This is a genomic window from Sorangium sp. So ce448, from assembly GCF_051520915.1.
GTDB lineage: Bacteria > Myxococcota_A > Polyangia > Polyangiales > Polyangiaceae > Sorangium > Sorangium cellulosum_B.
In genome coordinates this window covers 5,410,625-5,433,876 of the sequence record NZ_CP150343.1, presented here as the reverse complement: position 1 = coordinate 5,433,876, position 23,252 = coordinate 5,410,625, and the positions used below count along the sequence as shown (strand labels likewise).

The 23,252-nt window shown below is 71.2% G+C and carries 17 protein-coding genes and 3 tRNA genes; 8 read left to right on the top strand and 12 right to left on the bottom strand.

Annotation, left to right across the window (positions count from 1 at the left end; all coding sequences use genetic code 11):
* Nucleotides 1–67 precede the first annotated feature (67 nt).
* On the bottom strand, nucleotides 68–1,780 hold the full coding sequence (locus WMF45_RS20405) for a hypothetical protein (RefSeq protein ID WP_437718550.1): 1,713 nt from the start codon (nucleotides 1,778–1,780) through the stop codon (nucleotides 68–70).
* A gap of 466 nt (nucleotides 1,781–2,246) precedes the next feature.
* On the opposite strand from WMF45_RS20405, the gene WMF45_RS20400 reads away from it, so the two are divergent.
* Nucleotides 2,247–3,677, top strand: coding sequence for a serine/threonine protein kinase (locus tag WMF45_RS20400; RefSeq protein WP_437718549.1), 1,431 nt, complete (start codon nucleotides 2,247–2,249; stop codon nucleotides 3,675–3,677).
* 13 nt (nucleotides 3,678–3,690) lie between these two features.
* Here the strand turns inward: WMF45_RS20400 and WMF45_RS20395 are convergent, their stop codons facing one another.
* The 3 genes from WMF45_RS20395 to WMF45_RS20385 all read right to left on the bottom strand — a co-directional run bounded on the left by WMF45_RS20395 (nucleotide 3,691) and on the right by WMF45_RS20385 (nucleotide 6,801).
* Nucleotides 3,691–4,494: a hypothetical protein gene (locus WMF45_RS20395; protein ID WP_437718548.1), complete on the bottom strand. Its 804-nt coding sequence runs from the start codon at nucleotides 4,492–4,494 to the stop codon at nucleotides 3,691–3,693.
* A 199-nt stretch (nucleotides 4,495–4,693) separates the two neighbouring features.
* Nucleotides 4,694–5,821, bottom strand: coding sequence for a carboxylate-amine ligase (locus tag WMF45_RS20390; RefSeq protein WP_437718547.1), 1,128 nt, complete (start codon nucleotides 5,819–5,821; stop codon nucleotides 4,694–4,696).
* Nucleotides 5,818–6,801 carry an ATP-grasp domain-containing protein gene (locus WMF45_RS20385; protein WP_437718546.1) on the bottom strand — a complete coding sequence of 328 codons (984 nt, stop codon included), beginning with the start codon at nucleotides 6,799–6,801 and terminating at the stop codon, nucleotides 5,818–5,820. Before WMF45_RS20385 ends, WMF45_RS20390 begins: the two co-directional genes overlap by 4 nt.
* A gap of 380 nt (nucleotides 6,802–7,181) precedes the next feature.
* On the opposite strand from WMF45_RS20385, the gene WMF45_RS20380 reads away from it, so the two are divergent.
* The 3 genes from WMF45_RS20380 (at nucleotide 7,182) to WMF45_RS20370 (ending at nucleotide 7,619) form a co-directional block, all read left to right on the top strand.
* Nucleotides 7,182–7,253: transfer RNA gene (locus tag WMF45_RS20380), tRNA-Val, on the top strand.
* A 47-nt stretch (nucleotides 7,254–7,300) separates the two neighbouring features.
* Nucleotides 7,301–7,377: transfer RNA gene (locus WMF45_RS20375), tRNA-Asp, on the top strand.
* Between the two features lie 165 nt (nucleotides 7,378–7,542).
* Nucleotides 7,543–7,619 (top strand) — tRNA-Asp (locus tag WMF45_RS20370).
* A 94-nt stretch (nucleotides 7,620–7,713) separates the two neighbouring features.
* Here WMF45_RS20370 and WMF45_RS20365 read toward each other — a convergent pair.
* The 3 genes from WMF45_RS20365 to WMF45_RS20355 all read right to left on the bottom strand — a co-directional run bounded on the left by WMF45_RS20365 (nucleotide 7,714) and on the right by WMF45_RS20355 (nucleotide 12,609).
* A complete protein-coding gene (locus WMF45_RS20365) occupies nucleotides 7,714–9,252 on the bottom strand; it encodes a hypothetical protein (RefSeq protein WP_437718545.1) in 1,539 nt (512 codons plus the stop codon).
* A 117-nt stretch (nucleotides 9,253–9,369) separates the two neighbouring features.
* On the bottom strand, nucleotides 9,370–10,731 hold the full coding sequence (locus WMF45_RS20360) for a sugar transferase (RefSeq protein WP_437718544.1): 1,362 nt from the start codon (nucleotides 10,729–10,731) through the stop codon (nucleotides 9,370–9,372).
* Between the two features lie 426 nt (nucleotides 10,732–11,157).
* A complete protein-coding gene (locus tag WMF45_RS20355) occupies nucleotides 11,158–12,609 on the bottom strand; it encodes a hypothetical protein (RefSeq protein ID WP_437718543.1) in 1,452 nt (483 codons plus the stop codon).
* Between the two features lie 326 nt (nucleotides 12,610–12,935).
* Here WMF45_RS20355 and WMF45_RS20350 point away from each other — a divergent pair, with 326 nt between their 5' ends.
* On the top strand, nucleotides 12,936–14,234 hold the full coding sequence (locus tag WMF45_RS20350; RefSeq protein ID WP_437718542.1) for a glycosyltransferase family 4 protein: 1,299 nt from the start codon (nucleotides 12,936–12,938) through the stop codon (nucleotides 14,232–14,234).
* Between the two features lie 7 nt (nucleotides 14,235–14,241).
* On the opposite strand, the gene WMF45_RS20345 is transcribed toward WMF45_RS20350, so the two are convergent.
* Nucleotides 14,242–14,850 (bottom strand): TIGR02265 family protein, encoded by a 609-nt coding sequence (locus tag WMF45_RS20345; RefSeq protein WP_437718541.1) that lies wholly within the window; start codon nucleotides 14,848–14,850, stop codon nucleotides 14,242–14,244.
* 463 nt (nucleotides 14,851–15,313) lie between these two features.
* Here WMF45_RS20345 and WMF45_RS20340 point away from each other — a divergent pair, with 463 nt between their 5' ends.
* Nucleotides 15,314–17,842 (top strand): hypothetical protein, encoded by a 2,529-nt coding sequence (locus tag WMF45_RS20340; RefSeq protein ID WP_437718540.1) that lies wholly within the window; start codon nucleotides 15,314–15,316, stop codon nucleotides 17,840–17,842.
* Between the two features lie 47 nt (nucleotides 17,843–17,889).
* Here the strand turns inward: WMF45_RS20340 and WMF45_RS20335 are convergent, their stop codons facing one another.
* Nucleotides 17,890–18,198, bottom strand: a complete 309-nt coding sequence (locus WMF45_RS20335; protein WP_437718539.1) for a YciI family protein — start codon at nucleotides 18,196–18,198, stop codon at nucleotides 17,890–17,892.
* 170 nt (nucleotides 18,199–18,368) lie between these two features.
* On the opposite strand from WMF45_RS20335, the gene WMF45_RS20330 reads away from it, so the two are divergent.
* A complete protein-coding gene (locus tag WMF45_RS20330; RefSeq protein WP_437718538.1) occupies nucleotides 18,369–19,286 on the top strand; it encodes a hypothetical protein in 918 nt (305 codons plus the stop codon).
* A gap of 139 nt (nucleotides 19,287–19,425) precedes the next feature.
* On the opposite strand, the gene gloA is transcribed toward WMF45_RS20330, so the two are convergent.
* Together gloA and greB are read right to left on the bottom strand one after the other, a co-directional pair.
* Nucleotides 19,426–19,821: a lactoylglutathione lyase gene (gene gloA / locus WMF45_RS20325; RefSeq protein ID WP_437718537.1), complete on the bottom strand. Its 396-nt coding sequence runs from the start codon at nucleotides 19,819–19,821 to the stop codon at nucleotides 19,426–19,428.
* A gap of 44 nt (nucleotides 19,822–19,865) precedes the next feature.
* A complete protein-coding gene (gene greB / locus WMF45_RS20320) occupies nucleotides 19,866–20,339 on the bottom strand; it encodes a transcription elongation factor GreB (RefSeq protein WP_437553877.1) in 474 nt (157 codons plus the stop codon).
* A gap of 259 nt (nucleotides 20,340–20,598) precedes the next feature.
* Between greB and WMF45_RS20315 the strand changes: the two genes are divergently transcribed.
* Nucleotides 20,599–22,458, top strand: coding sequence for an acyl-CoA dehydrogenase (locus WMF45_RS20315; protein WP_437718536.1), 1,860 nt, complete (start codon nucleotides 20,599–20,601; stop codon nucleotides 22,456–22,458).
* Nucleotides 22,459–22,509: 51 nt separating this feature from the next.
* Here the strand turns inward: WMF45_RS20315 and WMF45_RS20310 are convergent, their stop codons facing one another.
* Complete coding sequence (locus WMF45_RS20310; protein WP_437718535.1) at nucleotides 22,510–22,995, bottom strand: hypothetical protein; 486 nt, start codon at nucleotides 22,993–22,995, stop codon at nucleotides 22,510–22,512.
* Nucleotides 22,996–23,252: the final 257 nt, after the last annotated feature.

Genomic DNA, 23,252 nt, shown 5'->3' with positions numbered 1-23,252 from the left:
GAGGCTACCGCCGACGCGCGGGATGCCCCACTTCTTGCCGAACGTGTCCCCGCGGCGCCGCGGCAGCTCAGCTGCGCAGCTGGAGCAGCCGCGCGATCGTCTCGCCGTCCCCGGGGCTCAGCGGGACGAGGATCCCGAGGGCTGCGCCCCGGGGCGGAGCGTTCCTGCCGTCCATCGGGACGAGCCGGAGCTCCCCGGCGCTCGAGATGCCGATCACCGCGATCCGCAGCGCCGGCAGCGGCTCGATCTGCGACGCGGGCAGCCGCGGCGGCGGCGCCTGCCATTCCCCTTCGTACGGCGGATCGCTCCACGACGAGTCCTCCGACGAGCCCCCACGATCGTCCGCGAGGGCTCCCTGCGACCAGGACGCCGCCTCCTCCGCGCCCTGCCCCTGCACCGCGTCCGAGGGCTCCCCCGCCAAGGTCGGGTCGCCCTGATGATCCGCAGAGGCGATGTCGGCGTCGGCTTCATCCGGCTCGGCCTCGGTCCAGTCGGCGCGGTCGTCGGACGCCGGGCCCGTCTCCGGTGCGGCCGCGGGCGGCTTGCCGTCGCCCGCCAGCTGCTCCAGGGCGAGCATCGGCGTCTCCTCGTCCAGATCCTCGATCCGGAGCTCCATCAGCACCCGCTGCTCCTGCGGGGTCAGGGGGCGGCGCGCGGTGCCCTCGTCGTCCGAGCTCGGCCAGAGCCCCGGGCGCCGCTCGGTCGCCTCCTGCGATGAGCCCGCGCCGAGCGGGACCGCCGGCCGCCGCGCCAACGCCGCGGCCATGGCCGTCGGCGTCGGCACCGTCGCGCGCTGATCGGCCGGAGGATCCGCGTCGGCCGGCAGCTGCTCCCCGCTGGCACTCTCGCGCGCGGCGTCCGACGCGCCCTGCCCCGGCTCCTCGCCAGCGAGCGCCCCCGCGGCCGGGAGCTTGACCGCCGGGACCTCCTCGGTCACCGCGGTGGTCGACGACACCCTCCCGTGGGGCGACGCCGCGAAGCCGGTGATCGCACGCGCGTTCGCCGGGGCGGCGCGGCCAGGCGATCCGGCCGTCGAGGCGGCCGCACCCGGCGGGGCGCCGGTCTTCGTCGCCGCGGCAGGGCGCGCCGGGAGCCCCGGCGCGTGGCTTGGCGTGCGCGCCGCGGGTGACAGCTGGGTCGGGGTCACCTCGCGCAGGGCCGCTGCGCTCACCGGCGCAGCGGCACGCCCCGGCACCACCGACGCCGGCCGGCCCGGCCCCGCCGCGGGCCTGGGCACGGCGCCGTCGCGGAACATCGCCGCCGCGGACGTGATCGGGCTCGGCGCTGTCGGCGCATCGCCGGCAGGCGCGCGGACCGAAGGTGCTCGCATCGCGGCGGGCGGCGCGCTCGTGCCCGCGCCGCCGCGCTCGGCTCGTCCTGCCTCCACGCCCGGCGGATGCGACGGTCGCGCCAATGCCCCCGGCGCGCTCGGCCTGGGCGGCGCCGCGCTCGCCGTCGCGGGAGGCGCGCCGGACGCCTGGGGAGGCGCGCTCGCGGCCGCATTCGGCGGCGCGCTCGCGGTCGTGGGCTGCGAGGCCGTGGCCGTGTCCGCCTCGAGCGTCGCGATCTTCTGCGCCACCTCCGCGGCGGCCTTGAAGAGCTCGAGGGCGCGCAGGTCGGCGTTGGCATCCGAGGCCTGCTCCGCGGCGCGGCGCAGCCATTTCAGGGCCTCATCGCGCTCCCCGCGCCCCCACAGCGCGGTCGCGGTCGACAGCGCCCAGTGCACGTCTTCGTTGTCTTCGTCGTGAGGCGGCGGGATCGGGCGCAAATTGGCTTCCATGAGGCCTCGTCGAGCAGGTCGCTCACCGTGTATCACGACTCCAGCGCCCGCGTCTTCAACGCGAGCTGGCGCACTTTTCGCACCTTTACGCGCACTTTTACACGCGTCTTTACACGCAACGAATCATTCCCATTCGCCGCACTCGGCTCCCATCGGTTCCCATCCGTTCCGATCTCCTCGCGCGCCCCATCGAACGCACCGGCCGCGCTCGCCGCGTCCTCTCTTCGGGCCGCGCTCGCCTACCCTCCGCTGCGATGCGTCCCTCCGAGGCGCCTTCGCCCCCGAGCTTGAGGTCGGTATACGCTTCGTGGCACCCTGGCTTTGCGGGACCTCCTTCGTGACGTGCAGGCGCGATGGCGCTGCGTCGCTCCGGCAGACGTCGAGGCTACGGGCCTCCACGAACGTAACGGTGGCACTCGAGCCCTACCCCTCCAAACTCCGCCTCCCCATCTAGTAGGACCACCGCGTGCAGATCCTGTCGGACCTCAAGCCTGGAGACACGCTGGGCCGCTACGAGCTCCTCATGCCGGTCGCCCGTGGAGGGATGGCGGCCGTCTGGGCGGCGCGCCTCGTGGGATCCCGCGGCTTCCAGAAGATCGTCGCCATCAAGACGATGCTGCCGGAGTTCGGCGACGACCCGGCCTTCGAGGCGATGTTCCTCGACGAGGCGCGGCTCGCGTCCCGCATCCGGCACCCCCACGCGGTCGAGATCGTCGAGCTCGGCGACGAGAACGGCGTGCTCTACATCGTGATGGAGTGGGTCGACGGCGACACGATCGCCTCGCTGAACAAGCAGGTGAGATCGACCGGCGGCGTCCCCCTGCCGATCCTCCTGCGCATCGCCTCGAGCATCTGCGCCGGCCTGCACGCCGCGCACGAGCTGCGCGACGACGAGGGCAGGCTCGTCGACCTCGTGCACCGCGACATCTCTCCGCAGAACGTGATGGTGTCGTTCGACGGCATCGTGAAGATCGTCGACTTCGGCGTCGCCAAGGCGACGGGCCGCCTGCACGAGACGAACGTCGCCGGCCAGCTCAAGGGCAAGATCCCGTACCTCTCGCCGGAGCAGCTCACGTCGGGCAAGGTCGATCGGCGCGCCGACATCTTCTCGCTCGGGGTCCTCCTCTACACGACCCTCAGCGGCTACCACCCGTTCCGCGGCAAGACGGACGCGAAGACGATGGAGAACATCATTCGCTTCGCCCCCGTCCCCATCCGCGAGCTCGTGCCGGACATCCCCTTCGATCTCGCGCTGGCGATCGAGCGCGCGCTGGCCAAGGATCCGGCGGACCGCTGGAGCGACTGCGCGTCGTTCCAGCGAACGCTCGACCAGATCGCGATGTCTCTCGGCACCCCGGTCACGGAGGGCGACGTCGGCCGCTTCGTCCGCGAGACGCTCGGGGACGCCGTCGCCGAGCGCCGGAAGAAGCTCGCGACGGCGATCCAGCTCGCGGACAGCCGCTTGTCGGCGCGGGGGGAGCTCCGCGCCACGTCCGGCCGGCGAGGCGAGCCGCGCAGCAGCAAGCGGCCGCCCGCCGGGAACACGCCGCTGCCGGCCACGTTCGCCGGCATCCTCCCCGTCTCTCTCGACGAGCCGCCGCCCAAGTCCTCCTTCCCGCCGCCGCCCTCCAGCCGCAAGCTGCCGGTCAAGTCCGCGCCTCCGGCCCTGATGACGCCGGCGCCCCGCCGACGGCGGCGGTGGCCCCGCCGCATCTTCCTGGCCCTGGTCGTGGTCCTGCTGCTCGTCTCGGGGGCGGCGCTCGCCGCCCGCGCGGGCCTCCTGCCCGTGCCCGGCGAGGTCCACGACGCCCTTCGCGACGTGCGCGCGCTCCTTCGCGGCGCACGCGAGCTGCTCCGCGGCGTCCTCGAGCGGCTGAGCGCGCTCCTCGCGGACTAGCTCCGCGCGGCCGTCACTTGATGCCGGCGGACGGCTCCGGCAGGCAGACGCCGAGCGCGCAGAGCAGCAGGTTGACGTCGCCTGCGGCGCAGTACACCTGCCGCGCGCAGTAGTCGTCATAACCGCAGAGCTGATGGCAGGACGCCTCGTTCCCGAGCGCCCCGGTGAACGTCATGCAAGACCAGCCGCTCGACAGCCAGAGCCCCTCGGGCCGCTTCGTGTCGAAGAGGCACGCGTCGGCGCGCGTCTCCGGGTCGAACACCTCCGCGGTGCAGGCGTCGCCTCCGGACAGCTTGCTCCGCGCGGCGGACATCGTGTTGAGCAGGTAGGTCACGTCGCACGCCTGATCCGAGGCCGAGTCCCGCGCGATCCGGGCGCGCAGCTCGTCCTTCCTCGCCGCATAGGATCGGACCGCGCGGATCGCGCCGGTGACCTGGTTGTTCCCGCCGTCGGGCTTCGTCCCTTCGGCGAGCGCCGCCAGCACCTTCTCGACCAGCTGCTCCGTCTCCGGATCGGCGCCCGCGGAGCCGTCCTTCGCGTAGCCGAGCCGGATGGTGGAGGGCGGCGTGCGCGACGTGCACGGCTTCGCGTGCGCCCAGAGCTCCTCGCTCACGATGGGCGGCCGCTTGGTGAGCGGCTGCTTGCAGACGCCCACCGATCCGGGAGGCAGCGAGCCGGAGGCCCGCGGCGTCGGCTGCCCAGGACCTTCGTTGACGTACTCGGTCGACGCGCAACCCGCGGCGCCCGCGGTGACGGACAGCGCGAGCAGCCAGCCCACCGAGAGAGCTGCGACGCAGCGATGCGGAGCGTTTCCCACGGCCGCACGGTAGCAGAGCCGGAGCGCGAGCAGAAATTCTCGCACGGAGGCGCGCCTCGGCCGGCGGCCGCCTCTCGGTGCCTCCCGCCGTCCCTGCCCCGCCGAGCGCCTCCGCCGGAGCCGCCCGCGGCCGGGAGGAGGGCTCCTCCCGGCGCGCGGCCTCCCCACGGCGGCCTCCGCCGCCGGGCAGCTCGGGGCGCTACAGGCCGAGGCTCGACTGCTCGATCAGGTCGTCGACCACGGCGTGGAAGCTCTTCGTCCGGGCGTAGACCGCGAGCTGGCGATCCGCGCTCGTCCCGTCGTGGAGGATCCTCCGGATCCGCTCGAGCTCGCCCTGCGATCCGAAGATCTCCGCCGACTCCTGCACGAACTCGAGGAGCTCGCCGACGAGGTGGCGGACGGGGACCTGCTCCTGCTTCCCGAAGTCGATGAGCTGCCCGTCGAGGCCGTAGCGCACGGCGCGCCACTTGTTCTCCTCGATGAGCTCCTGCCGGTACTCGCGGAACCCGAGGTTGCGCCGGTAGAGGAGGTAGAGCTTGCCCATGACGGCCTGGACGAGCGCGGCCAGCGCCACGGTGTCGTCGAGGCGCGTTGTCATGTCGCAGATCCTCACCTCGACCGTGTCGAAGAACGGGTGCGGGCGGACGTCCCACCAGATCTTCTTCGCGTTGTCGATGCAGCCCGTCTTCACGAGCAGATCGACGAAGCGCTGGAAGTGGCCGTACGACTCGAAGAGCCCCGGGATCCCGGTGCGCGGGAAGCGCTTGAAGATCTCGCTGCGCGTGCTCTTCAGCCCCGAGGGGCGGCCGAGCCAGAACGGCGAGCTCGTGGAGAGCGCGAGGATGTGCGGCAGGAAGTAGCGGACCTGGTTCGCGAGGGCCATCGCCACCTCGCGGTCCTTGACGCCGACGTGGACGTGCAGCCCGAAGATCAGGTTGGCGCGGGCGACGTCCTGCAGGTCCTCCACGATGCACCGGTAGCGCTCGCCGTCGGTGATGTCCTGCTTCTTCCAGTCGCTGAACGGGTGCGTCCCGGCCGCGACGATCCGCATCCCCCCTCGCCGCGCGAGCGCGTTCAGGCTGCCGCGCAGCTCGACGAGCTCTCCCCTCGCCTGCCGGATGTCCCGGCAGACCCCGGTGCCCGTCTCCACGACCGACTGGTGCATCTCGGGGCGGGCCCGGCCGCGCAAGAGCTCGTGGCCCTGCCCCCCCTCGAGCAGCTGGCTCACGTACGACCGCAGCTCGCGCGTCTCCGCGTCGACGATCTGGAACTCCTCCTCGATGCCCAGCGTGAACTGGCCGTCGAGGAGCCCCTCGACGTCGGTCATGACGAGGCCCCGAGCCGGACCTTGCCCACGGAGGGCCGGACGAGCCTCGACCACGCGTAGCCGTCCCTCGTCCGCCGGTCGCCTCTCGAGCACTCCACGGCGAACGAGACCATCCAGTCGACGGCGATGTTGAAGTACCGCTCCCGCAGGTGCTCGATGTGCATGTCCGGCGCCGGGTTCGTGAAATCGATCGCGTACGGGACGCCATCGCGGATCGCGAACTCGATCGAGTTCATGTCGTATCCGAGCGCCTTGTTGATCTTGATCGCGTCCTCGATGACGCGGTCGTGCAGCGCCTTCGGGAGCCACCGCTCGTTATCGTGCTGCACGTAGCAGCCGCGGAGCCCCGTGGGGCCGATCGCCCTGGGGTCGTACTGGATCGGGAGGACGCGATCCTTCCCGACGCAGATGCAGCGGACGTAGTCGTCGAAGTCGATGAACTCCTGCAGGGTCATGACGTTCTGCCCCGAGGCGTTGTAGGCGGCGAGCAGCTCCTCATGGCTCCGCACCACCGACACGTCCTTCCACCCCCCGCCGTCCGCGGGCTTGAGGATGGCCGGGAAGCGCACGTAGTCGATGATCGCCTCCCAGTTGAGCGGATACTCGAGGTTGCGGAGGCTGCGCTCCTTGACGATCGCCGGGATGTAGTCGCGCTGGGGCAGCATGACGGTGCGCGGCGTCGCGATGCCGATCTGCGACGCCAGCGAGTAGCCGAAGAACTTGTCGTCGGCGCTCCACCAGAACGGGTCGTTGATCACGAACGCGCCGCCGAGCGCGGCGGCCTTCAGGTAGAAGCGGTAGTGCTTCACCTCCTGGCTGATCCGGTCGATGAGCACCCGGTACGGGCTCTCGAACCGCTCGGGCGTCCCGCCGAACTTCGCGATCTCCGCCCGGACGCCCGGAATCTTGTTGCACCTCTCGAGGAAGGCCTGAGGGAACGACTGTTCCCAGCCGACGAGGATGCCGATCTTCTCCGCCATACGTTGCTTGCTCCTCCCACTACGCGACCACGCGACTGGCGCCGCTGACGCACAGCGTAGCGCGGACACATGGGAATTTTATGCTGGAAGTGTGTCGCTGAGTCAGGTTGTCACACGGTTCAACAGCTCTGTTCGCACGTCCGCCTGGCGCATTCGTGACAGCGCTTGCCATCGCAGCAAACGAGCGAGGCGAGACGCGGACGCGGAGCGCGAGGGCGGAGGCCGGGCCGGGGGCAGGCCTGCGTGACGGCGCGCGGCGCGTGGCGAACGCAGCGAAGATCCCACGGCAGACACGGGCTCGATCAGCCAGGGACGGAGGCCGCGAGAAATAAATCTTGACGGACTCCGTTCGGCGAGTACAGTCGCGCACCTCTCCGACGGGGCGGGTAGCTCAGCGGCAGAGCGTCGGCCTTACAAGCCGATGGTCGCAGGTTCGACCCCTGTCCCGCCCACTTCCTGGGTCCAGGGGCCTGGGTCATCTGTAGCGACGTCACAGTCTGGGGTGGTAGTTAAGTTGGTTATAACGCCGGCCTGTCACGCCGGAGGCCGCGGGTTCGAGTCCCGTCCACCCCGCCAGCTTTCTTCCCTGTCATCAGAGTCGATGCTCGCCTGAGCCTCCCTCGGTTGGCTTGCATCGCTCGGTGCATGCCAGGCGAGGAGGTTGGCTCATGGCGAGCTTGCTCATGGGAAGCAAAGCCGAGCCGGCTCAGCGCTCGCTGAGCGATCGTATCCCTGACATCTGGGGTGGTAGTTAAGTTGGTTATAACGCCGGCCTGTCACGCCGGAGGCCGCGGGTTCGAGTCCCGTCCACCCCGCCAACACTTCTTGAATCTCCGACGCGCTGCCGTCTGCCGTCGTGCACCGCTCGCCTGACAGATCGAGCGCTCCGGGTGCGGCGCGCGGCGTTGCGCCTCAGTCGTCGCGCTGCGAGAGCGTGAGCAGCGCCTTGACCTTCGCGTACGAGATGTAGGGGTTGTCCTCGGCGCCCCCGAGATCGTCGGCGTCCTCGCCCGTGCCCTGGGCTCGGACCGGGATCCAGAGATAATCCGGGTGGAGCTCCTTGCCGTTGACCCCGTTCACGATCGAGGGGTTCTTGATCCACTCGCCGCCCAGGATGGTCAGGTTCTCGTCGAGCTCGAGCACGTAGTGCAGCTCCGACACGGAGAGCGGCACGGTGCGCTGCTCGGGCGGCGTGAGCAGCGTCTCGCCGGTGACCGAATCGGAGATCATCCAGAAGCGCGCGGCGACACGGACGAAGCGCGTCGCGCTCGGGTTGAACCTGTAGTTGTAGCAGTCGGCCCCCGCATACGCGCCGCCGCACAGGAGCCGCGCGGCCTGCCGGACGTCCACCTCCTCGATGACATCGATCGAGAACTGCTTCACGGGGAAGCTCCACACCTCGACGTCCCACGTGTGGTCGACGATGAACATGAGCTTCTGGCGCTGGGTCGAGTCGCCGTGGAGCGGCTTTGCGCCGACCCCGAGCAGCCCGGTCATGGCCACGTGCATCGTGGCCGGGTTCAGGTCGCGGCAGGCGGGGTCGACGGGCCTGCCGTAGACGTCGCGCATCGTCCGATCCGCCCGCGTCTCGCAGCGGCGCCCCGAGAAGGTCACCGAGTCGCTGAAGTAGAGCTCGCTCATGAGCGCCTCGATGTCCGCCATGCGGAACAGGACGCAGCCGGTCTCCGCCGCGGCGCACTCGGTCACCGTCGCGCCGGAGAGCTTCACCCGGACATCGCGGCGCGGCGCGGCCCCCTCGGCGGCGACGTAGGCCGACCACCCGTTGCAGTGCCCCCACCAGTACTCCGGGTAGACACCCTGGTAGAGCCCGTGATGCTGTAGCTCCCAGCGCGTGGCCGGGCCGGCCACGACCACCGTCGGCTGGATATACGGAGGATTGCGCAGGTAGGGAGGCCTCCTGAGGTCATCCATGCTCCAGGAGGCGATGGCACCGAGCGTCTCCATCTGCCCCGAGTGGAACAGGACATCGTATTTCTCGACGGGAGAGATGTTGTCCGGGTCGGAGATCCGGTCGGAGTAGTTCTTGTTGGCCGAGTTCCAGCGATCGGCGATGCCGTTCTGCCGCTGGGGCCACCAGTTCGAGGCGAACGCGGTCGACTGCGCCTCGCCTTCCCGGAGCGTCGAGTTGAGCTGGAGCAGGGAGCCCCGGAGCTCGGGGTGCAGGTGCGAGGGCAGGTTGGCGCCGTCGAGCGCCTCGCGGCCGCCGGTTCGAGGGATGAGGAGCTGGTGCGCGCCGCCGAGGATCTGGCCGGTCTCTGGCGAGAAGCCGAGCACATACGGCAGCTCTCCGCCTTCCATGAAGCGGAAGGTCGAGACGTTCAGGCTGCTCGCCGCGACGGCGACGCTCTCTCCCGGCGCCGGGTCGAGCTCCGCGCAGCCCTGGACCAGAAGCACCGAGCTCACGACGCTCGCCCTCATCCACGTCTTCATCGCCGATCCCCCCGGAGACCGACGCCCGCCGATCTCTCGCGCGTGCTCTGCAGAGGGCGCGCCACCGAGCCCGGCGTTAAAGAGCGCAGCCATTGCACGGCGCGGCCGCCGGACGATTCACCGTGCGCCGATGCGCCAGAGCACGACCTTCACGGTGTCGATGAGGATGGAGATATCGAACCAGAGCGAGAAGCTCTTCATATAATAGAGATCATACTGGAGCTTCTCCAGCGCGTCCTCGGCGGACGCGCCGTAACGGCAGCGCACCTGTGCGTGCCCCGTCACTCCCGGCTTCACGAAGAGCCGCTGCCGGAAGAAGGGGATCTGCTTCTCCAGAGCGTCGATGAACTCGGGGCGCTCGGGCCGCGGCCCCACCATGCTCATCTCGCCGACGAGCACATTCCAGAGCTGCGGCAGCTCGTCGAGCCGCGTCTTCCGGATGAACCGCCCCACGCGGGTCACGCGCGGATCGTTCTCCGTCGCCCACGCCGCCCCGTCCTTCTCGGCGTCGGTCCTCATCGAGCGGAACTTGTGGATCCTGAACGGCTTCCCGAGAGCGCCTGTCCGGATCTGCGAATAGAGCGCCGGCCCCCTGGAGTCGAGCTTCACGAGGGCGGCCGTGAGCGCCATCAGCGGAAGCGCGAGGACGAGCCCGGCGGTCGCGCACGCGACGTCGAAGATCCGCTTCGCGATCCGCGTCCGCCGCCGCACGCTGAACCCGTGAGAGAAGATGATCTGGCTCGGCTTCAGCTCGCGCACGCAGATCTTGCCGGTCACCCGCTCGTAGAAATCCATGCCCTCCTCGATCTCGACGCCGCGGAGCTTCAGATCGAGCAACTCTTCCAGCGGGAAGGCGGCGCGGCGATCGGACGTCGCCACGATCACCGCCGCGACGCCGCGCTGCTCGACGAGGCGGCGGAGATCACGGTACCTCCCCGCGATCTCGGGCTCGTCGATCGGCTCCTCGTCTCGGACGAGCCGGCCGGCGAGGCGCAGCCCGAGGACCTGGCCATCCTTCCGGATGAGCGCCGCGCACGAGCGGGCGAGCTCGCCTGAGCCCAGCACGACCGCGCGCTTGGAGAAGCTCTCGCTCCTCATCACCCGATCACACGCCGCGCGCCACGCGGGGAGCACGAGCGCCGCCGCCCCGAGCGACGTCAGGATCACCCGGTCGCTGATCTCCGCGTCCGGCACGAGCCAGAAGGCGAGCCACAGCACAGCCGCCGCCAGGCCGAGCGCCCGGAACGTCGTCAGGACCAGCGCCCGTGCCCTGGGAGGCTCGGGCCCGTAGAGGCCGTGATAGTAGAGCGACGCCAGCGCCACCAACGAGATGCTCGCTGTCCGTCCGAAGCGCTCCCCATCGAGCATGTGCTCCCAGCCCACGAGCACGCCCGGCGCGCAGCACACCAGGAGCGAGAGCAGGCTGGCCTCGACAAACCACACCATCGCCCGGCGCGGCGACCGGAACAGCTCCAGCATCGTCCCTCCACTCGTCGGCCCCGGGCGGTCGCACGTCACGGCGCGTCGCCACTGACGGGGCACATACGGTTGTAGTTGAACCCACACTAGAGCAGACCGGGGCAGATCGCCAGATGCGTCCAACGAATCTCATGTCATGACGGCGGACTGAACCGGCGCGCGCAAGGTCAGGCGCGGCGAATTGGGCGCTTTCGCGGCCGCGTTGCGCCGATGACGTGCGGGCTGTCGTGGGGAGTCGCAGCGCGAGAACGCCGTCGACGGATTGCCTACGTCGAGTCCTTAGCGTCACGTGGACCGAGGCTGAGCCGCGGCGCCGGGGGTGCGCCGCGCGGTGCACGGTCGTCTCGCCGGCGCTCCAGCGGCTGAGCCGTCGCGCGGGTGGGCGCGCCGCTCCCTGCGGGGGAGCGATTGGCGTGTCGAGGGGGCTTATCGCGTGTCGCGCGTCGCGCGCGGGCCGGCTTGCGCGGCGCGCGCGGGTGGGGCCTCGCCGGAGGTGTCGCCGCCGTCGTCGGGCTCGCGGCCTGGCTCGGGCGCCTGCCAGCGGCCGGAGGGCATCCCCTGGATCATCGCGCCGCGGCGCTCGTCGTCCCATGCGCCGTCGGGATCGCGGCGGAGCGTCCGGTGTCGATCCGTCGATAGCGTCCCCGAGATCCCGGCGCTGACGATGCTCCTCAGCGAGCCGCCGGCCTCGCCCGCGCTCGGCGCTGGATCGAGCGCGGCGCGCATGTACTCCAGATCGACGCCGCCGCTCAGCGCGAGCCCGCGCCAGAGGGGATAGGAGATCTCCGCGCCCGCGAGCGCGGTGGTCGTGGACAGCGACCCTTCCCTGGAGGGCGCCGCCGCGCCGGGGGTGAGGTGGAGCGGCGGATTGGCGGCGACGGGGGCGCTGCCGGTCGAGAAGCGGGCGACCCCGGTCACGATGAGGTCGCGGGTCGCGCCGCCCCGGGCGGGCCGAAAGCTCGCTTCGAGGGACGCCTCGTGCTCGTGTCCGAATCCGATCCTCGGCCCGAGCGACGTGTAGGCATAGGCATAACCCGCTGTCAGCCGATAGCGCTCCTCCACGTAGGTGAGCCCGAGCCGCGCCGCCGGCGAGATCACCGCGTCGCGCGACGACAGCACCGGAGGCGGGCTCGCGACGGTCACGCCGCCGGCGACGCGCGTCGAGACGTTCCGCGTGAGCTCGTGCGACTCGGAGAGGAGCGCGGCGCCGGCGTGGACGCGGGCCGCGCCGCGCGTGAGATCGGTGTCGAGCAACGCGTGATGGTACTGGGTGACCTCGTACCGGAGCTCGGGTGTCAGCGTGTCCAGCGCGCCGAGGTCGAACGAGGTGCTCACCTCGGCGCGCCCCGTGTGCGCGTCGATCCCGACCGCGGCAGGGTCGTCGGCCGAGAGCGCGCCCGCCTGCTCGTAGCCGACGCCGACGCGCACCGAGGAGCGCCGCGACGCCGTGATGGAGAGGGCCGGCGCGGCGGAGAGCGTGTATTGCAGGCGATCGCCGGACAGGAAGGGATCGCGCGCGGCGAGCGCGTCGTCGGCGCGCACGCCGAGGCGCGTCGCGAGGTAGCCGGCCGCGGCCATGGAGAGATCCGCGAGCGGCGAGAGCGCCCAGCCCGCTCCCCCGCCGAGCCGCGCCGAGGCGCTGTCGGAGGGCGTGAGTCGAGCCGGGTCGAGCGAGACCTGAAATACCCGCTCGTAGCTTCCATCGACGCTCAGTCCATAACGAGACACCTCGCCCCGGAGAGAGCCCTCGAGCGAGCCCACGACGCCAGCCATCAGCGCTCCCGAGCCCACGTCCCCGACGTTCGACGCCACGCTCTGCTCCAGCGCCGCCCGCGCCGTCACGTCGGACTCCCACATCGGCAAGACGAACGAGAACACGCGCCCCCTCGCTGTCGAGCGGCAAGCCCCGCGGCACGGAGCGACCCGAATCGGCCGCCCTCCCCTCCCCGGCAGCACGCCCGGCGCCCGGAGCGTCCCACGTTCGATGATGTTTGCAACATTACAAATCTGGCCTCGGCGTGCGTGTACCACCGCGTGCAGCGCGAGAGGCTGCGCAGCGCCGCCAGGGACGCTCCTGAGACCGGGCCAGGCCGTGCAATGCGCGCGCTCGCGGTGTGGACGTGCGTCGACAGGGCAGGACGTACCCCGGAGTCCATGGCGGCCCCGCTGAGGGCGGACCCATCGAATGTAACAAATATTACACCATGAAGTCTGGTGTGAACGTGGGCATGAAGGAGGCGGGCTGGACGAGGCCGCTGCGCGTCCTCTGGGTGACGCGCATCTTTCCGAACCGGGTTGAGCCGCTGGCGTGCGCGTTCCAGCGGCAGCAACTCGCGGCGCTGTCGCGCCGGTGCGCCGTGGAGGTGCTCGCGGCGATCCCGTACCACCCGGGCGTATCGCTCCTGGGCGATCGCACACGCCCGGGCCGGCTGGTGGCGGTGCCCGCGCGCGACGAGATCGACGGCGTTCCGGTGGTCCACGCGCGCGCGCCGTACCTCCCCGGGGCGGGCCGGGTGCTGGCGCCCGTGAATGCGCCGCTCTACCTGGCGGGGCTCCTGCCGTACGTCCCGCGGCTGCGGGGGCGGTTTGACGTCGTGCTGGGGGCGTGGCTCTACCCCGACGCCTGCGCCGCGGCGCTGCTCGCCCGGATGCTCGGCCTCCCGTATGCGGTGAAGGCCCACGGCACGGACGTGAACGTCGTGGCGCGCTGGCGCTCGGTGCGGCCGCTCGTCGGCAGCGCGCTCCGGTCCGCCGCATGCGCCATCGGCGTGAGCCGGCCGATGGTCGAGGCGCTCGTGGCGCTCGGCGCGCCGAAGGAGCGCGCGGTCCTCGTCCGCAACGGGGTCGACCGCGCGCTCTTCCGCCCTGCCGACCGGCGCGCTGCCCGGCGCGAGCTCGGGCTCCCGGCGCGCGGGCGCATCGTCACCTTCGTCGGGCACGTCAGCCGGGAGAAAGGGATCCACGAGCTGCTGCGCGCGTTCGAGGCGCTCGGAGGCGACGGCCGCGACGGAAGCGAGCCTGTTCATCTCGTGATCGTCGGTGACGGTCCGGAGCGGGCTGCGGTCGAGCAGGCCGCCGCGCGGCGCGATCGCGAGCGCGCGCCCGCCGATCCGAGCGAGGGGCGCGGCCGGATCATCGCGGTCGGGGCGAGGCCGCTCTCCGCGGTCGCCCGCCACCTCGCCGCGACGGATCTCCTGGCGCTTCCGAGCTGGGCGGAAGGAACGCCGAACGTGGTGCTCGAGGCGCTCGCGGCTGCGCGTCCTGTGGTGGCCACGCGCGTCGGGGGCATCCCGGATGTGGTGACGCCGGGGCGCACCGGCCTCCTCGTCCCGTCGCGCGACGCCGGGGCGCTCGGCCGGGCGCTCCGCGAGGCGCTCGCGCGAACCTGGGACGAGGACGCGTTCGTCGCGGCGGCGCCGCCGTCGTGGGACGAGAGCGCCGAGGCGCTGCGGCGGCTGCTCGCGCGGGCGGCGTTCGGGGACGACGGGCGGGCCGCCGCCTAAGGGGGGATCACCACGAGATCGACCAGGTGCACCGCGGCGCCCCGCGGTGCCTGCAGGCCGTGTGCTCGACCGCGCTGCGCCGGCTGCCGAGGAGCGCGAGTCCCGCCTCGACCCAGCCCGAGATGCCATGGGCGCACATGTAGTGCGGCAGGCCGCCGCCCGAGAGCGTGGCCCTCCCCGCTGCGTCGCCGGTGGCCGTCACGCTGAAGTCGCCGTACTTGAAGTAGGTCTTGTACATCAGGCCGAAGCGCTTGAAGAGCACGGACGGCGAGCCCACCACCGCCATCGTCTTGTAGGTCGTCGTCAGGTCCTTCCGGGCGATCTCCGCGCCGAGGAGGCGCATCTTCTCCATCCTGCCGCCGAAGAGCCCGTGCAGGAGCGCGCAGTCGATCTCGAGGAGCGGCGCCATGTCGTGCCAGGCCAGAGGCATCGGCGGATCGTCGAGGTAGCGGGCCGCTTGCGGCGAGAGCCGACGGCTCAGATCCGTCACGGCCCGCTCGCCATAGCTCTGCCGCAGGGCCTCGGCGCGGGAGCCGATCAGGGTGCCCTTCACGAGATTCCCCTCGCGCAGGACCCGAGGATCGCCAAGGAACTGGGAGGAGTCTGGCGTCGGCATGCTGCAGAGCGCTCCTATCTTCGCCCAGTATAGCGACAGATCCGCGCGGAGGTGTGGCGGATTCGCGTCATGTGCCCTCGCCTCGATCCGCCATGCCGCCATGCGCGTGTCCGCCGAGGTTCCGAGTCTTCCGGGGCCGCGGCCGCGATGGCGTCGCCTTACCAGGTGAATGGTATGCAGCATTACCACCGAGGCGACGTGCATGGCGCCGTCCTCGGCCGGTCGAGCACAGGGAGGAAGCGCGCGTCTCGGCCCGAGGGTTGATGCGTGGTCGCCGCGCGCGAGCCGCTCGGCGGCGCCGTCGATGCTGGCCATGTGGCACGGACGAACACGGCTCATTCCTCGTGACGCGCGGCGCGCGGCGCGCGGCGCGCACGCAAATACTCGGCACGAGGCGTGCTGTTCAGCGTGGGTCAACGCTGGCCGGCGCGGCTGTTCGCGCCCAGCGATACCGAGAACCAGCATGCGACCGATTCACCACATCCTCACCGCCGCGGTGCTCTCTCTGGGCCTTGTCGGGGCGCCGGGGCGCGCCGCCGCGCAGCCTGTCACCGGTCACCCGCGACTCTGGCTCACGAACGAACACCTCCCGAGGCTGCGCGGGTGGGCCGCGGACAGCCGAAACCGCATGTACAGGGAAGCCATGTTGCCCGCGCTCCAGGGTGCGATCGCGGCTTACGAAGGCCGGTTCTACCCGAATGGCTGGCCGAACCCGACGTGGCCGGACGGCGGCACCAACGCCTACGAGCAGTATCCGACCGAGGCGTATGCCGAGTTCTTCGCGTTCATGTCGCTCATCGATGCCGACGTCGCGGCCCGCCCCACCCACGCCGTCAGGGCGCGCAACCTCTTGATGCATGCCATCGAGGAGGCGAGCAAGGGGAGAGCCGACGGCCAGCCCTTCCGCCGCCCGGGGTTCGCGACCGGCGATCGCTCGCGCTGGTGGGGTGAAGGGTTCCCGCTGACGGTCGATTGGATCTATGACGCGACCGACAGCGGCGGCCGTCCGGTGCTCTCCGCCGGCGACAAGGCCAAGATACGGCAGGTCTTTCTCCGGTGGATTGACGACAACCTCCACGCCTCGACGGCGGGTAACGAGCACCCCCACCCCGTCGGCGTCATGAACGATCCGGCGCTGCTCCGCGATCCGCTCCAGCTCAGGTGGGCTGCGAACAACTACTATCTCGGCCATCTGCGCCAGGTCACGCTGATGTCGCTCTCGATGGACGACGCGGATGACCCTCCGCTCGATCCGAGCGCGCCGGCGGAGACGCTCGGCAACACGCTGCGCAGCTATCGCGCGGACGCGACGGGCGCGTGGCTCTACCAGGCCTTTGCCGTCTTCGAGGCCTCCGAGACCGCGGCCAAGCAGCTCGGGGTCCCGTCCGACGGGCTCGGCGTGGCCAGCGGCGGCCTGCCCGTGGAGGGCTTTCTCTACGGCGGCGGCGTCGCGACCCTCCACCACGCGCTGCTCGGGCTCTATACGGCCGGCTACGGCACCCAGGCCCAGTCAGGGCCTCAGATCGGGCTGCTGCGCAGCGGGTACTGGGACCGCTTCACCGACGGGTTCCTGCACTCGATCGCGCCGGGCCCGGTCACGTACCCGTCGAGGCGCGACCTCGGGCCGGTCTACGAGATGGCGAACTACGGCGACACGCTGCAGATCTGGGTCGAGCCGCGCTTCGCGGAGCTGTTCGGATCGCTGGGCGTCTACGACCAGCTCACGGGCAACACCGCGCGCTTGCAGAGGTCGCGCTGGATCGTGGCCAACACGATCGCGGGCGGCGCGCCCGAGCTCTACGCGCGCACGTCCAAGATCTGGGGCTCACCCGCCCCGAGCCGGGCGATCCTGAGCTTCATGCTCTTCGACCCGGCCGCGCCGCTCCCGGCGGATCCTCGCCCGGCGATGCCCACCGCCTTCTTCGAGCGGGCGCAGGGACGCGGCTCGCTCCGCGCGCGCTCGGACTGGACGGCGGATGCGACGTGGTTCACCTGGCGGTGCGGCTGGGTCACCATCAACCACCAGATCGGCGATTGCAATCAGATCGAGCTCTACCGGAAGGGAGAGTGGCTGACGAAGGAGCACACGAGTTACTCGAGCAACCTGATCGGGGCCACGACCGACTACCACAACACCCTCTCCCTGCAGAACGACAAGCCGTCGAATATACGCTGGTTCGAGAAGGAGATCGTCGCGCGAGGCGGCCAGTGGCGCGAGGGGCGCGCCGCCGGCGATCCGAAGACGCGCATGAGCCGGGGCGCCGGCTACGTGTTCGCCGAGGGGATAGCGACGGATCTGTACAACACCCGCGAGGACGTCTGGACGCCCACGGACGCCGCCCGCGACATGGTCCACGCGAGCCGGTCGGTCGTCTGGCTGCAGCCGGATCACGTGGTCGTCTACGACCGCGCGACGTCGCGCACCGCTGGCCGCTTCAAGCGGTTCAACCTGATGACCACGTCGGCGCCGCGGATCGCCGGCCGGACGGCCAGCGCCGTGACCCCGCGGGGACAGACGCTGTTCATCCAGAGCCTCTTGCCGCGGAGCGCCCGCATGACGGCCGTGCCGATCGAGAACGTCGACAAGCCGGCGGCGATGGAGCCGACGACCCACCGCCTCGTCGTGGAGGATCAGAGCGCTCCGACGGACGTCCGCTTCCTGCACGTGCTGCAAGGCGCGGACGCGGGCGCGGCGATGGATACGGCGACGCGGATCGACAGCGCGCAGGGCTCCGGCTTCGACGGCGCGCTCGTGGCAGGCACGGTCGTCCTCTTCCGCACGGAGCTGCGCTCGGGCCCGCAACCGAGATCGGGGCCGCTGTCCTATCAGGTGCCTCCCGCGACGCGCAGGCACGTGATCACCGGTCTCCTGCCGAAGGCCGGCTACGACGTGGCCGTCGTCTCCCGGGAGCCGGAGCTCGCGATGCGCATCAGGCCGGGCGGGCGCACCACGACGGACGACTCGGGCGTGCTCTCGTTCGACACGCCGTAGCGCGCAGCGCGGCTGGCGCCGGTGCGATGAACGGCGCGGCGCTCCCGTCAGGGCTTCGGGGCGAACACCCTGTCGAGCTCCTCCTTCCCGAACACCGGCGCCCAGGGCAGGAGCTCGTACTGCGCCAGCCCCTTCGCCGTGAAGGGATCGCCGTCCCGGATCCGATCCAGCGTCGCCGCGGCCGCCTCGTCGGGCACCCGGAGCAGGAGCGCGCCGCCGAAGCGGGGATCGAGCGGCCCTGACACGAGCACGAGTCCCTGCTCGATGAGCCCCTTCAGATAGGCGCGGTGGGCGTCGACGGCCGGGAGCACCTCGTCGAGCGGTCGCCTGTAACGAATGATCGCAATCGCGTACATGATGTCGTGAGTCCTCGCGCCGCAATCTACCAGAGCACAGCGCGCCCGGCCGGAGAGTCTGTTCGCGCCAGGGCGCCCTCCGGCCGAGCCACCGGCGGCAATCGCGCGGTCCCCCTTTCCCTTCGCGCTTCTGTCTGGCAGTGTGCGCGCCCTCCGCTGGAGACACCTGTATGGCGAGACCCCCGAAAGCAGCACCTGCTCCCGTTCTCCCGTCCTCGCCGGCCGCCGCGCTCGCTGCGTACGGCCGCGTTGAGCCGAAGCTCCTCGAGCTCGGCCCCGACGATCTCGTGACCGTCTACGTCGAGGTCCCCAGGGCCGTGAGCTCCGTGCTCTCTGCCCTGCCCCACCTGCGGGAGCTCCGCGACGAGATCGTCCGGGATCTCCCGAACCATCCGATCGCGATGCTGGACGAGCTCGAGGACTTCGCCCTCGCGGCCTGGTACGCCGATCTTCTCTACAGCACGCCCGCGAGCGAGCTCGACGCGAAGAAGCTCACCGAAGAGGCCGGCACGCTGCGCGAGGCGCTCCTCGTCGCCGCCGAGGCGCTCGGTCACAGGAACCTGCTCGACAAGCAGCGCGTCGCCGACATCCGCAAGGGCAAGGGGCACGCGGATCTCGCGAGCGATCTCATCGCCCTGGCCGAGCTCTTCCGCGGCTCCTGGGACAAGGTCCGCGCCAAGACGGCCGTCGAGGACGAGGAGCTCGAGCGCGCCGCGGATATCGGCGTGCGCCTCCTCGCCGCGCTCGCCGCGAAGCCCGGCAAGGGCTCGTCCGCGGCGCCGAAGATCACCGACGCCGCCGATCGCCGCGCCCGCGCGATCTCGCTGGTCGCGAAGGCGTACGAGGAGTGCCGCCGCGCCGTCGCGTACCTGCGCTGGCACGAGGGCGGCGACGGCGACCTCGCCCCTTCGCTTCTGCAGAAGCCGCGCGGCCGGCGCCCGAACGCCGAGAAGGCCGCGGCGGCCGCGAGCAGCGCCTCGTCCGACGCGCCGGCCAAGGCGCCCGACGAGGAGGCGTCCGCGGCAGAAGGCGGCGAGCTCTCGTCCCCCGAGCCGGCGAACGACGCCGCGCCGGTCGCGGGCGCCTGATCACCCGCGCCTCGCGGGCTTGAAGCAAGCGCACAGGAAGAACAGGGCGCGGGCAGCGCGGAGGCTCCTCTGGGCCTCCGGCTGCTCCGCGACCTCCCCTGCCTCGACGCGCCTCGCCGACCTCGAGTCCCGGCGCCGGCTACCGGCTCCGGCTCGACTCCTCGATGAGCTCGACCTTGTAGCCGTCCGGATCCTCGACGAACGCGATCACGGTCTTGCCGTGCTTCATCGGGCCCGGCTCGCGCGTGATCTTCCCGCCCGCCGCCCGGATGCGGTCGCAGGCCCCGCGGATGTCGTCGACCCCGAGCGCGATGTGCCCGTACGCCGTGCCGAGCTCGTATTTGTCCACGCCCCAGTTGTGCGTGAGCTCGAGCTCGGCGTGCTCGGGGTTCTTCCCGTAGCCGAGGAAGCAGAGCGTGAACTTGCCCTCGGGGTAGTCCTGCCGCGACAGGAGCTGCATCCCGAGCACGTCCCTGTAGAAGCCGATCGAGCGCTCGAGATCGCCGACCCGAAGCATCGTGTGCAAGATCCTCATGCTGATTCCCGTCTCCTTCTCCGGCCCTGGCGCCCGCGCGGCGCTCAGCCGTAACGCACCGAGATGAGCTCCATCTCCGCCTCGCCCGCCGGGCGGCGGACCGTGATCACGTCCCCCGCCCGCTTGCCGAGGAGCGACCGGCCGACCGGCGAGCGCCAGCTGATGCGCCCTGCGGCGCTGTCGATCTCGTCCTCGCCCACGATCTGGTACGTGCGGCGCGCGCCGTCCTCGTCCTCGATCTCGACCGTCGCGCCGAAGAAGACCTTGTCGCCGCGCTGCTCGGCCGGATCGACCACGACGGCCTTCTCCAGCCGCTTCGTCAGGTAGTGCATCCGCCGGTCGATCTCGCGCAGCTTCTTCTTGCCGTAGATGTACTCGGCGTTCTCGGAGCGGTCGCCCTGCGCCGCCGCGTCGGCGACCTCCTGGACGATGCGGGGCCGCTCCACGGAGCGGAGCCGCCCGAGCTCTTCGGACAGCCGCCTGGCGCCGCTGGGCGTGATGTAAGCCGGGTCGGACATGGTCGATCGCGAGCGAGCCTACGCCGCGCCGCTCGCCAGTTCAACGCCGTGGATCCCTGCGCGGGAGCCCCGCCGAGGACCCGCCTCGGATGCTCCGATCTTCACGGATCTCCACGAGATTCTTCGCATGTTGCGGACGGTTGTTGACGCGCCGCGGCGACATGCTAGGCGAATGCAGAACTGTGCCGCAGCTGCGCGGAAGACCGGGAAGGGAACCGGCTGCCAGCGCCTCCCCGCCGCGGCAACGAGGAGGTCTCCCATGTCGAACGCTCAAACCCACCAGAACCGTTACAAGGCCGACCTCCGCGAGATCCGCTTCCTCCTCTTCGAGCAATTCCGACTGGACGAGCTGCTCGGCAGCGCGCCCTACGACGCGTGGGGGCGCGACGAGGTCGGGATGGTCGTCGACGAGGCGTACAAGTTCGCGTGCGATGTCTTCGGCCCGCTCAACGCGGTCGGCGATCGGGTCGGCTGTCGCATCGAGGGGGGGCAGGTCAAGACCCCGCCGGGGTTCAAGGACGCGTGGGACAAGCTGTATGAGGCCGGGTGGAAGTCGGTCTCGGTCTCGCCCACCTACGACGGCCAGGGCGGTCCCTTCACGCTCTACACGGTGGTGGAGGAGTTCCTCTGCGGCTCGAACGCGGCGCTCAACATGTACCCCGGGCTGACGTACGGCGCGGCCGAGGTGATCGAGCACTTCGGGACGCCGAGGCAGCGCGACCTCTTCTTGAAGCGGATGTACGGCGGGCAGTGGAGCGGGACGATGTGCCTGACCGAGCCCCAGGCCGGGTCGGACGTCGGCTCGTCGCGGACGAGCGCGGTGAAGCAGAAGGACGGCAAGTACCTCATCCGCGGCACGAAGATCTTCATCTCCGGCGGCGATCAGGACCTCACCGAGAACGTGGTGCACCTCGTGCTCGCCCGCGTCGAGGGCGCGCCCCCCGGCACGAAGGGGCTCAGCCTCTTCGTCGTGCCCAAGTTCCGGGTGAACGACGACGGCTCGCTCGGCGGGCCGAACGACGTCGTCGTCGGCAACATCGAGCACAAGATGGGCATCAACGGGTCGTCGACGTGCGTGCTCAACTTCGGCGAGAGCGACGCCTGCCTCGGGGAGCTCGTCGGCACCGTCGAGCACCAGGGCATGCCGCAGATGTTCCGGATGATGAACGGCGCGCGCATCTCCGTCGGCCTGCAGGGCGTGTCGGTCGCGTCCTCGGCGTACCTGAACGCGCTCGAGTACGCGAAGGATCGCAAGCAGGGCTCGTCGATCCTCCAGTGGAAGGACGCGACCGCGCCGCGCGTGCCGGTCATCGATCACCCGGACGTGCGGCGGATGCTGCTCGACATGAAGAGCCGCGTGGAGGGCATCCGCGCGCTCATCATCAAGCTCGCGCGCCACCAGGACGCGGTCGCCGTCTACCAGGGCAAGGACGACCGCGCGGCCGCCTACAACCAGGGCCAGGTCGACCTGCTCGTGCCGCTCGTGAAGGCCTACTCGTCCGACCAGGCGTTCCGCGTCTGCGAGACGGCGATCCAGACCTTCGGCGGCGCCGGGTACACGAAGGATTACCCGGTCGAGCAGTACTGCCGCGACGCGAAGGTCTTCTCGATCTACGAGGGCACGAACCACATCCAGGCGATGGACCTCGTCGGGCGCAAGCTCGGCCAGGGCGGCGGGGTCAACCTGCAGGCCTTCCTGAACGACGTGGCCGAGTTCGTGAAGGCCAACGAGAAGCACCCCGTCCTCGCCGCGAGCATCAAGGAGCTCCGCGAGGCGCACGAGGCCGTCGCCGGCACCGCGATGCGGCTGCTCTCGTGGTTCCAGCTGGGCAAGATGCCGATGGTGCCGCTCGCGGCGAACCGCTTCCTCGAGATGATGAGCGAGCTCGCGATCGGCTGGCTCCTGCTCGACGGCGCGGTCATCGCGCTCAAGGCGATGGAGGGCCTCCCGGCCGGCGACGCCGGCGCGAAGGACCGCGCCTTCTACGAGGGCAAGAAGCACGCTGCCCTCTACTTCGCGGCCAACGTGCTGCCGCACGCGAAGTTCTCCGCCGAGATCCTCGGGCGCGAGGACTCGTCCGCGCTCGACATCCCGGCCGACGCGTTCGCGACCGTCTGAGCTACCCCCTCGCGCCGGCCCCCCGCCTCCGGGCGGGGGCGCGGCGCGGGCTCACGCGGGGACCGTGAGCCGCTCCGCCAGGTCCCGGACGGGCACGGGCATCGTCGGGTCGCGCGAGACGGCCATGATCTCGGCGCGGAGCGCGCGGACCTCCGTCAACCGGAGCCACGAGAGCGCGAGCCTCGTCATGCTCGGCAGGCCTCTCGCGAGCACCGCCCGGACGACGTCGGCCGCGGGGAACGAGAAGGCCACCTCCTCGGGGGGCAGGCCCGCGGCCTTCGCCGCCGCCTCGATGCCCGCGTCGAAGTCGTCCCGCTTCGTTTCCAGCACCTCGAAGAAGGCCCGCCCGCGCTCCGACGCGATGGCCTGAGGCGCCCCGCCGCCTTCGGGCGCGAAGACCCAGGCGCCCGAGCCGTCCAGCCCCACCCGGGCGCCGGACTCCAGCGTGACGAGCGGCAGGAAGCGACCGCCTTCGATCGGCTCGCCGCCGCCGGCCTCGATCAGCTCGCGCACGACGTCGCTCAGGTTCGCGCTCATGCGCCGATGTTCGCACGGAATACCGGGCGATGGGCAACTGGGCCGGCACGCCCGCGCAGCCGCGGGGCGGCCGCGCGCTCGCGCGCGCCGTGGCCCTCGTCTCCTCCTCACCCGGATGACCCCTCCCCCACCCGGGCGACGCCCGCGCCCGCGCTCGCCAACGAGCGCGCGCGTGACGGGGCAGGCGTGGCGATCGCGCCGGGCGGCATGCGCAGGTCGGTTTGCTTGGAAAACGCGCAGGGCTGACCGGAATAGGA

Coding starts and splice junctions, on each gene's coding strand:
- WMF45_RS20310 (WP_437718535.1), bottom strand. CDS start 22,995: ATGAGCGCGAACCTGAGCGACGTCGTGCGCGAGCTGATCGAGGCCGGC.
- WMF45_RS20405 (WP_437718550.1), bottom strand. CDS start 1,780: ATGGAAGCCAATTTGCGCCCGATCCCGCCGCCTCACGACGAAGACAAC.
- gloA (WP_437718537.1), bottom strand. CDS start 19,821: ATGAGGATCTTGCACACGATGCTTCGGGTCGGCGATCTCGAGCGCTCG.
- WMF45_RS20360 (WP_437718544.1), bottom strand. CDS start 10,731: ATGCTGGAGCTGTTCCGGTCGCCGCGCCGGGCGATGGTGTGGTTTGTC.
- WMF45_RS20350 (WP_437718542.1), top strand. CDS start 12,936: ATGAAGTCTGGTGTGAACGTGGGCATGAAGGAGGCGGGCTGGACGAGG.
- WMF45_RS20365 (WP_437718545.1), bottom strand. CDS start 9,252: ATGAAGACGTGGATGAGGGCGAGCGTCGTGAGCTCGGTGCTTCTGGTC.
- WMF45_RS20330 (WP_437718538.1), top strand. CDS start 18,369: ATGGCGAGACCCCCGAAAGCAGCACCTGCTCCCGTTCTCCCGTCCTCG.
- WMF45_RS20335 (WP_437718539.1), bottom strand. CDS start 18,198: ATGTACGCGATTGCGATCATTCGTTACAGGCGACCGCTCGACGAGGTG.
- WMF45_RS20315 (WP_437718536.1), top strand. CDS start 20,599: ATGTCGAACGCTCAAACCCACCAGAACCGTTACAAGGCCGACCTCCGC.
- WMF45_RS20340 (WP_437718540.1), top strand. CDS start 15,314: ATGCGACCGATTCACCACATCCTCACCGCCGCGGTGCTCTCTCTGGGC.
- WMF45_RS20345 (WP_437718541.1), bottom strand. CDS start 14,850: ATGCCGACGCCAGACTCCTCCCAGTTCCTTGGCGATCCTCGGGTCCTG.
- WMF45_RS20385 (WP_437718546.1), bottom strand. CDS start 6,801: ATGGCGGAGAAGATCGGCATCCTCGTCGGCTGGGAACAGTCGTTCCCT.
- WMF45_RS20390 (WP_437718547.1), bottom strand. CDS start 5,821: ATGACCGACGTCGAGGGGCTCCTCGACGGCCAGTTCACGCTGGGCATC.
- greB (WP_437553877.1), bottom strand. CDS start 20,339: ATGTCCGACCCGGCTTACATCACGCCCAGCGGCGCCAGGCGGCTGTCC.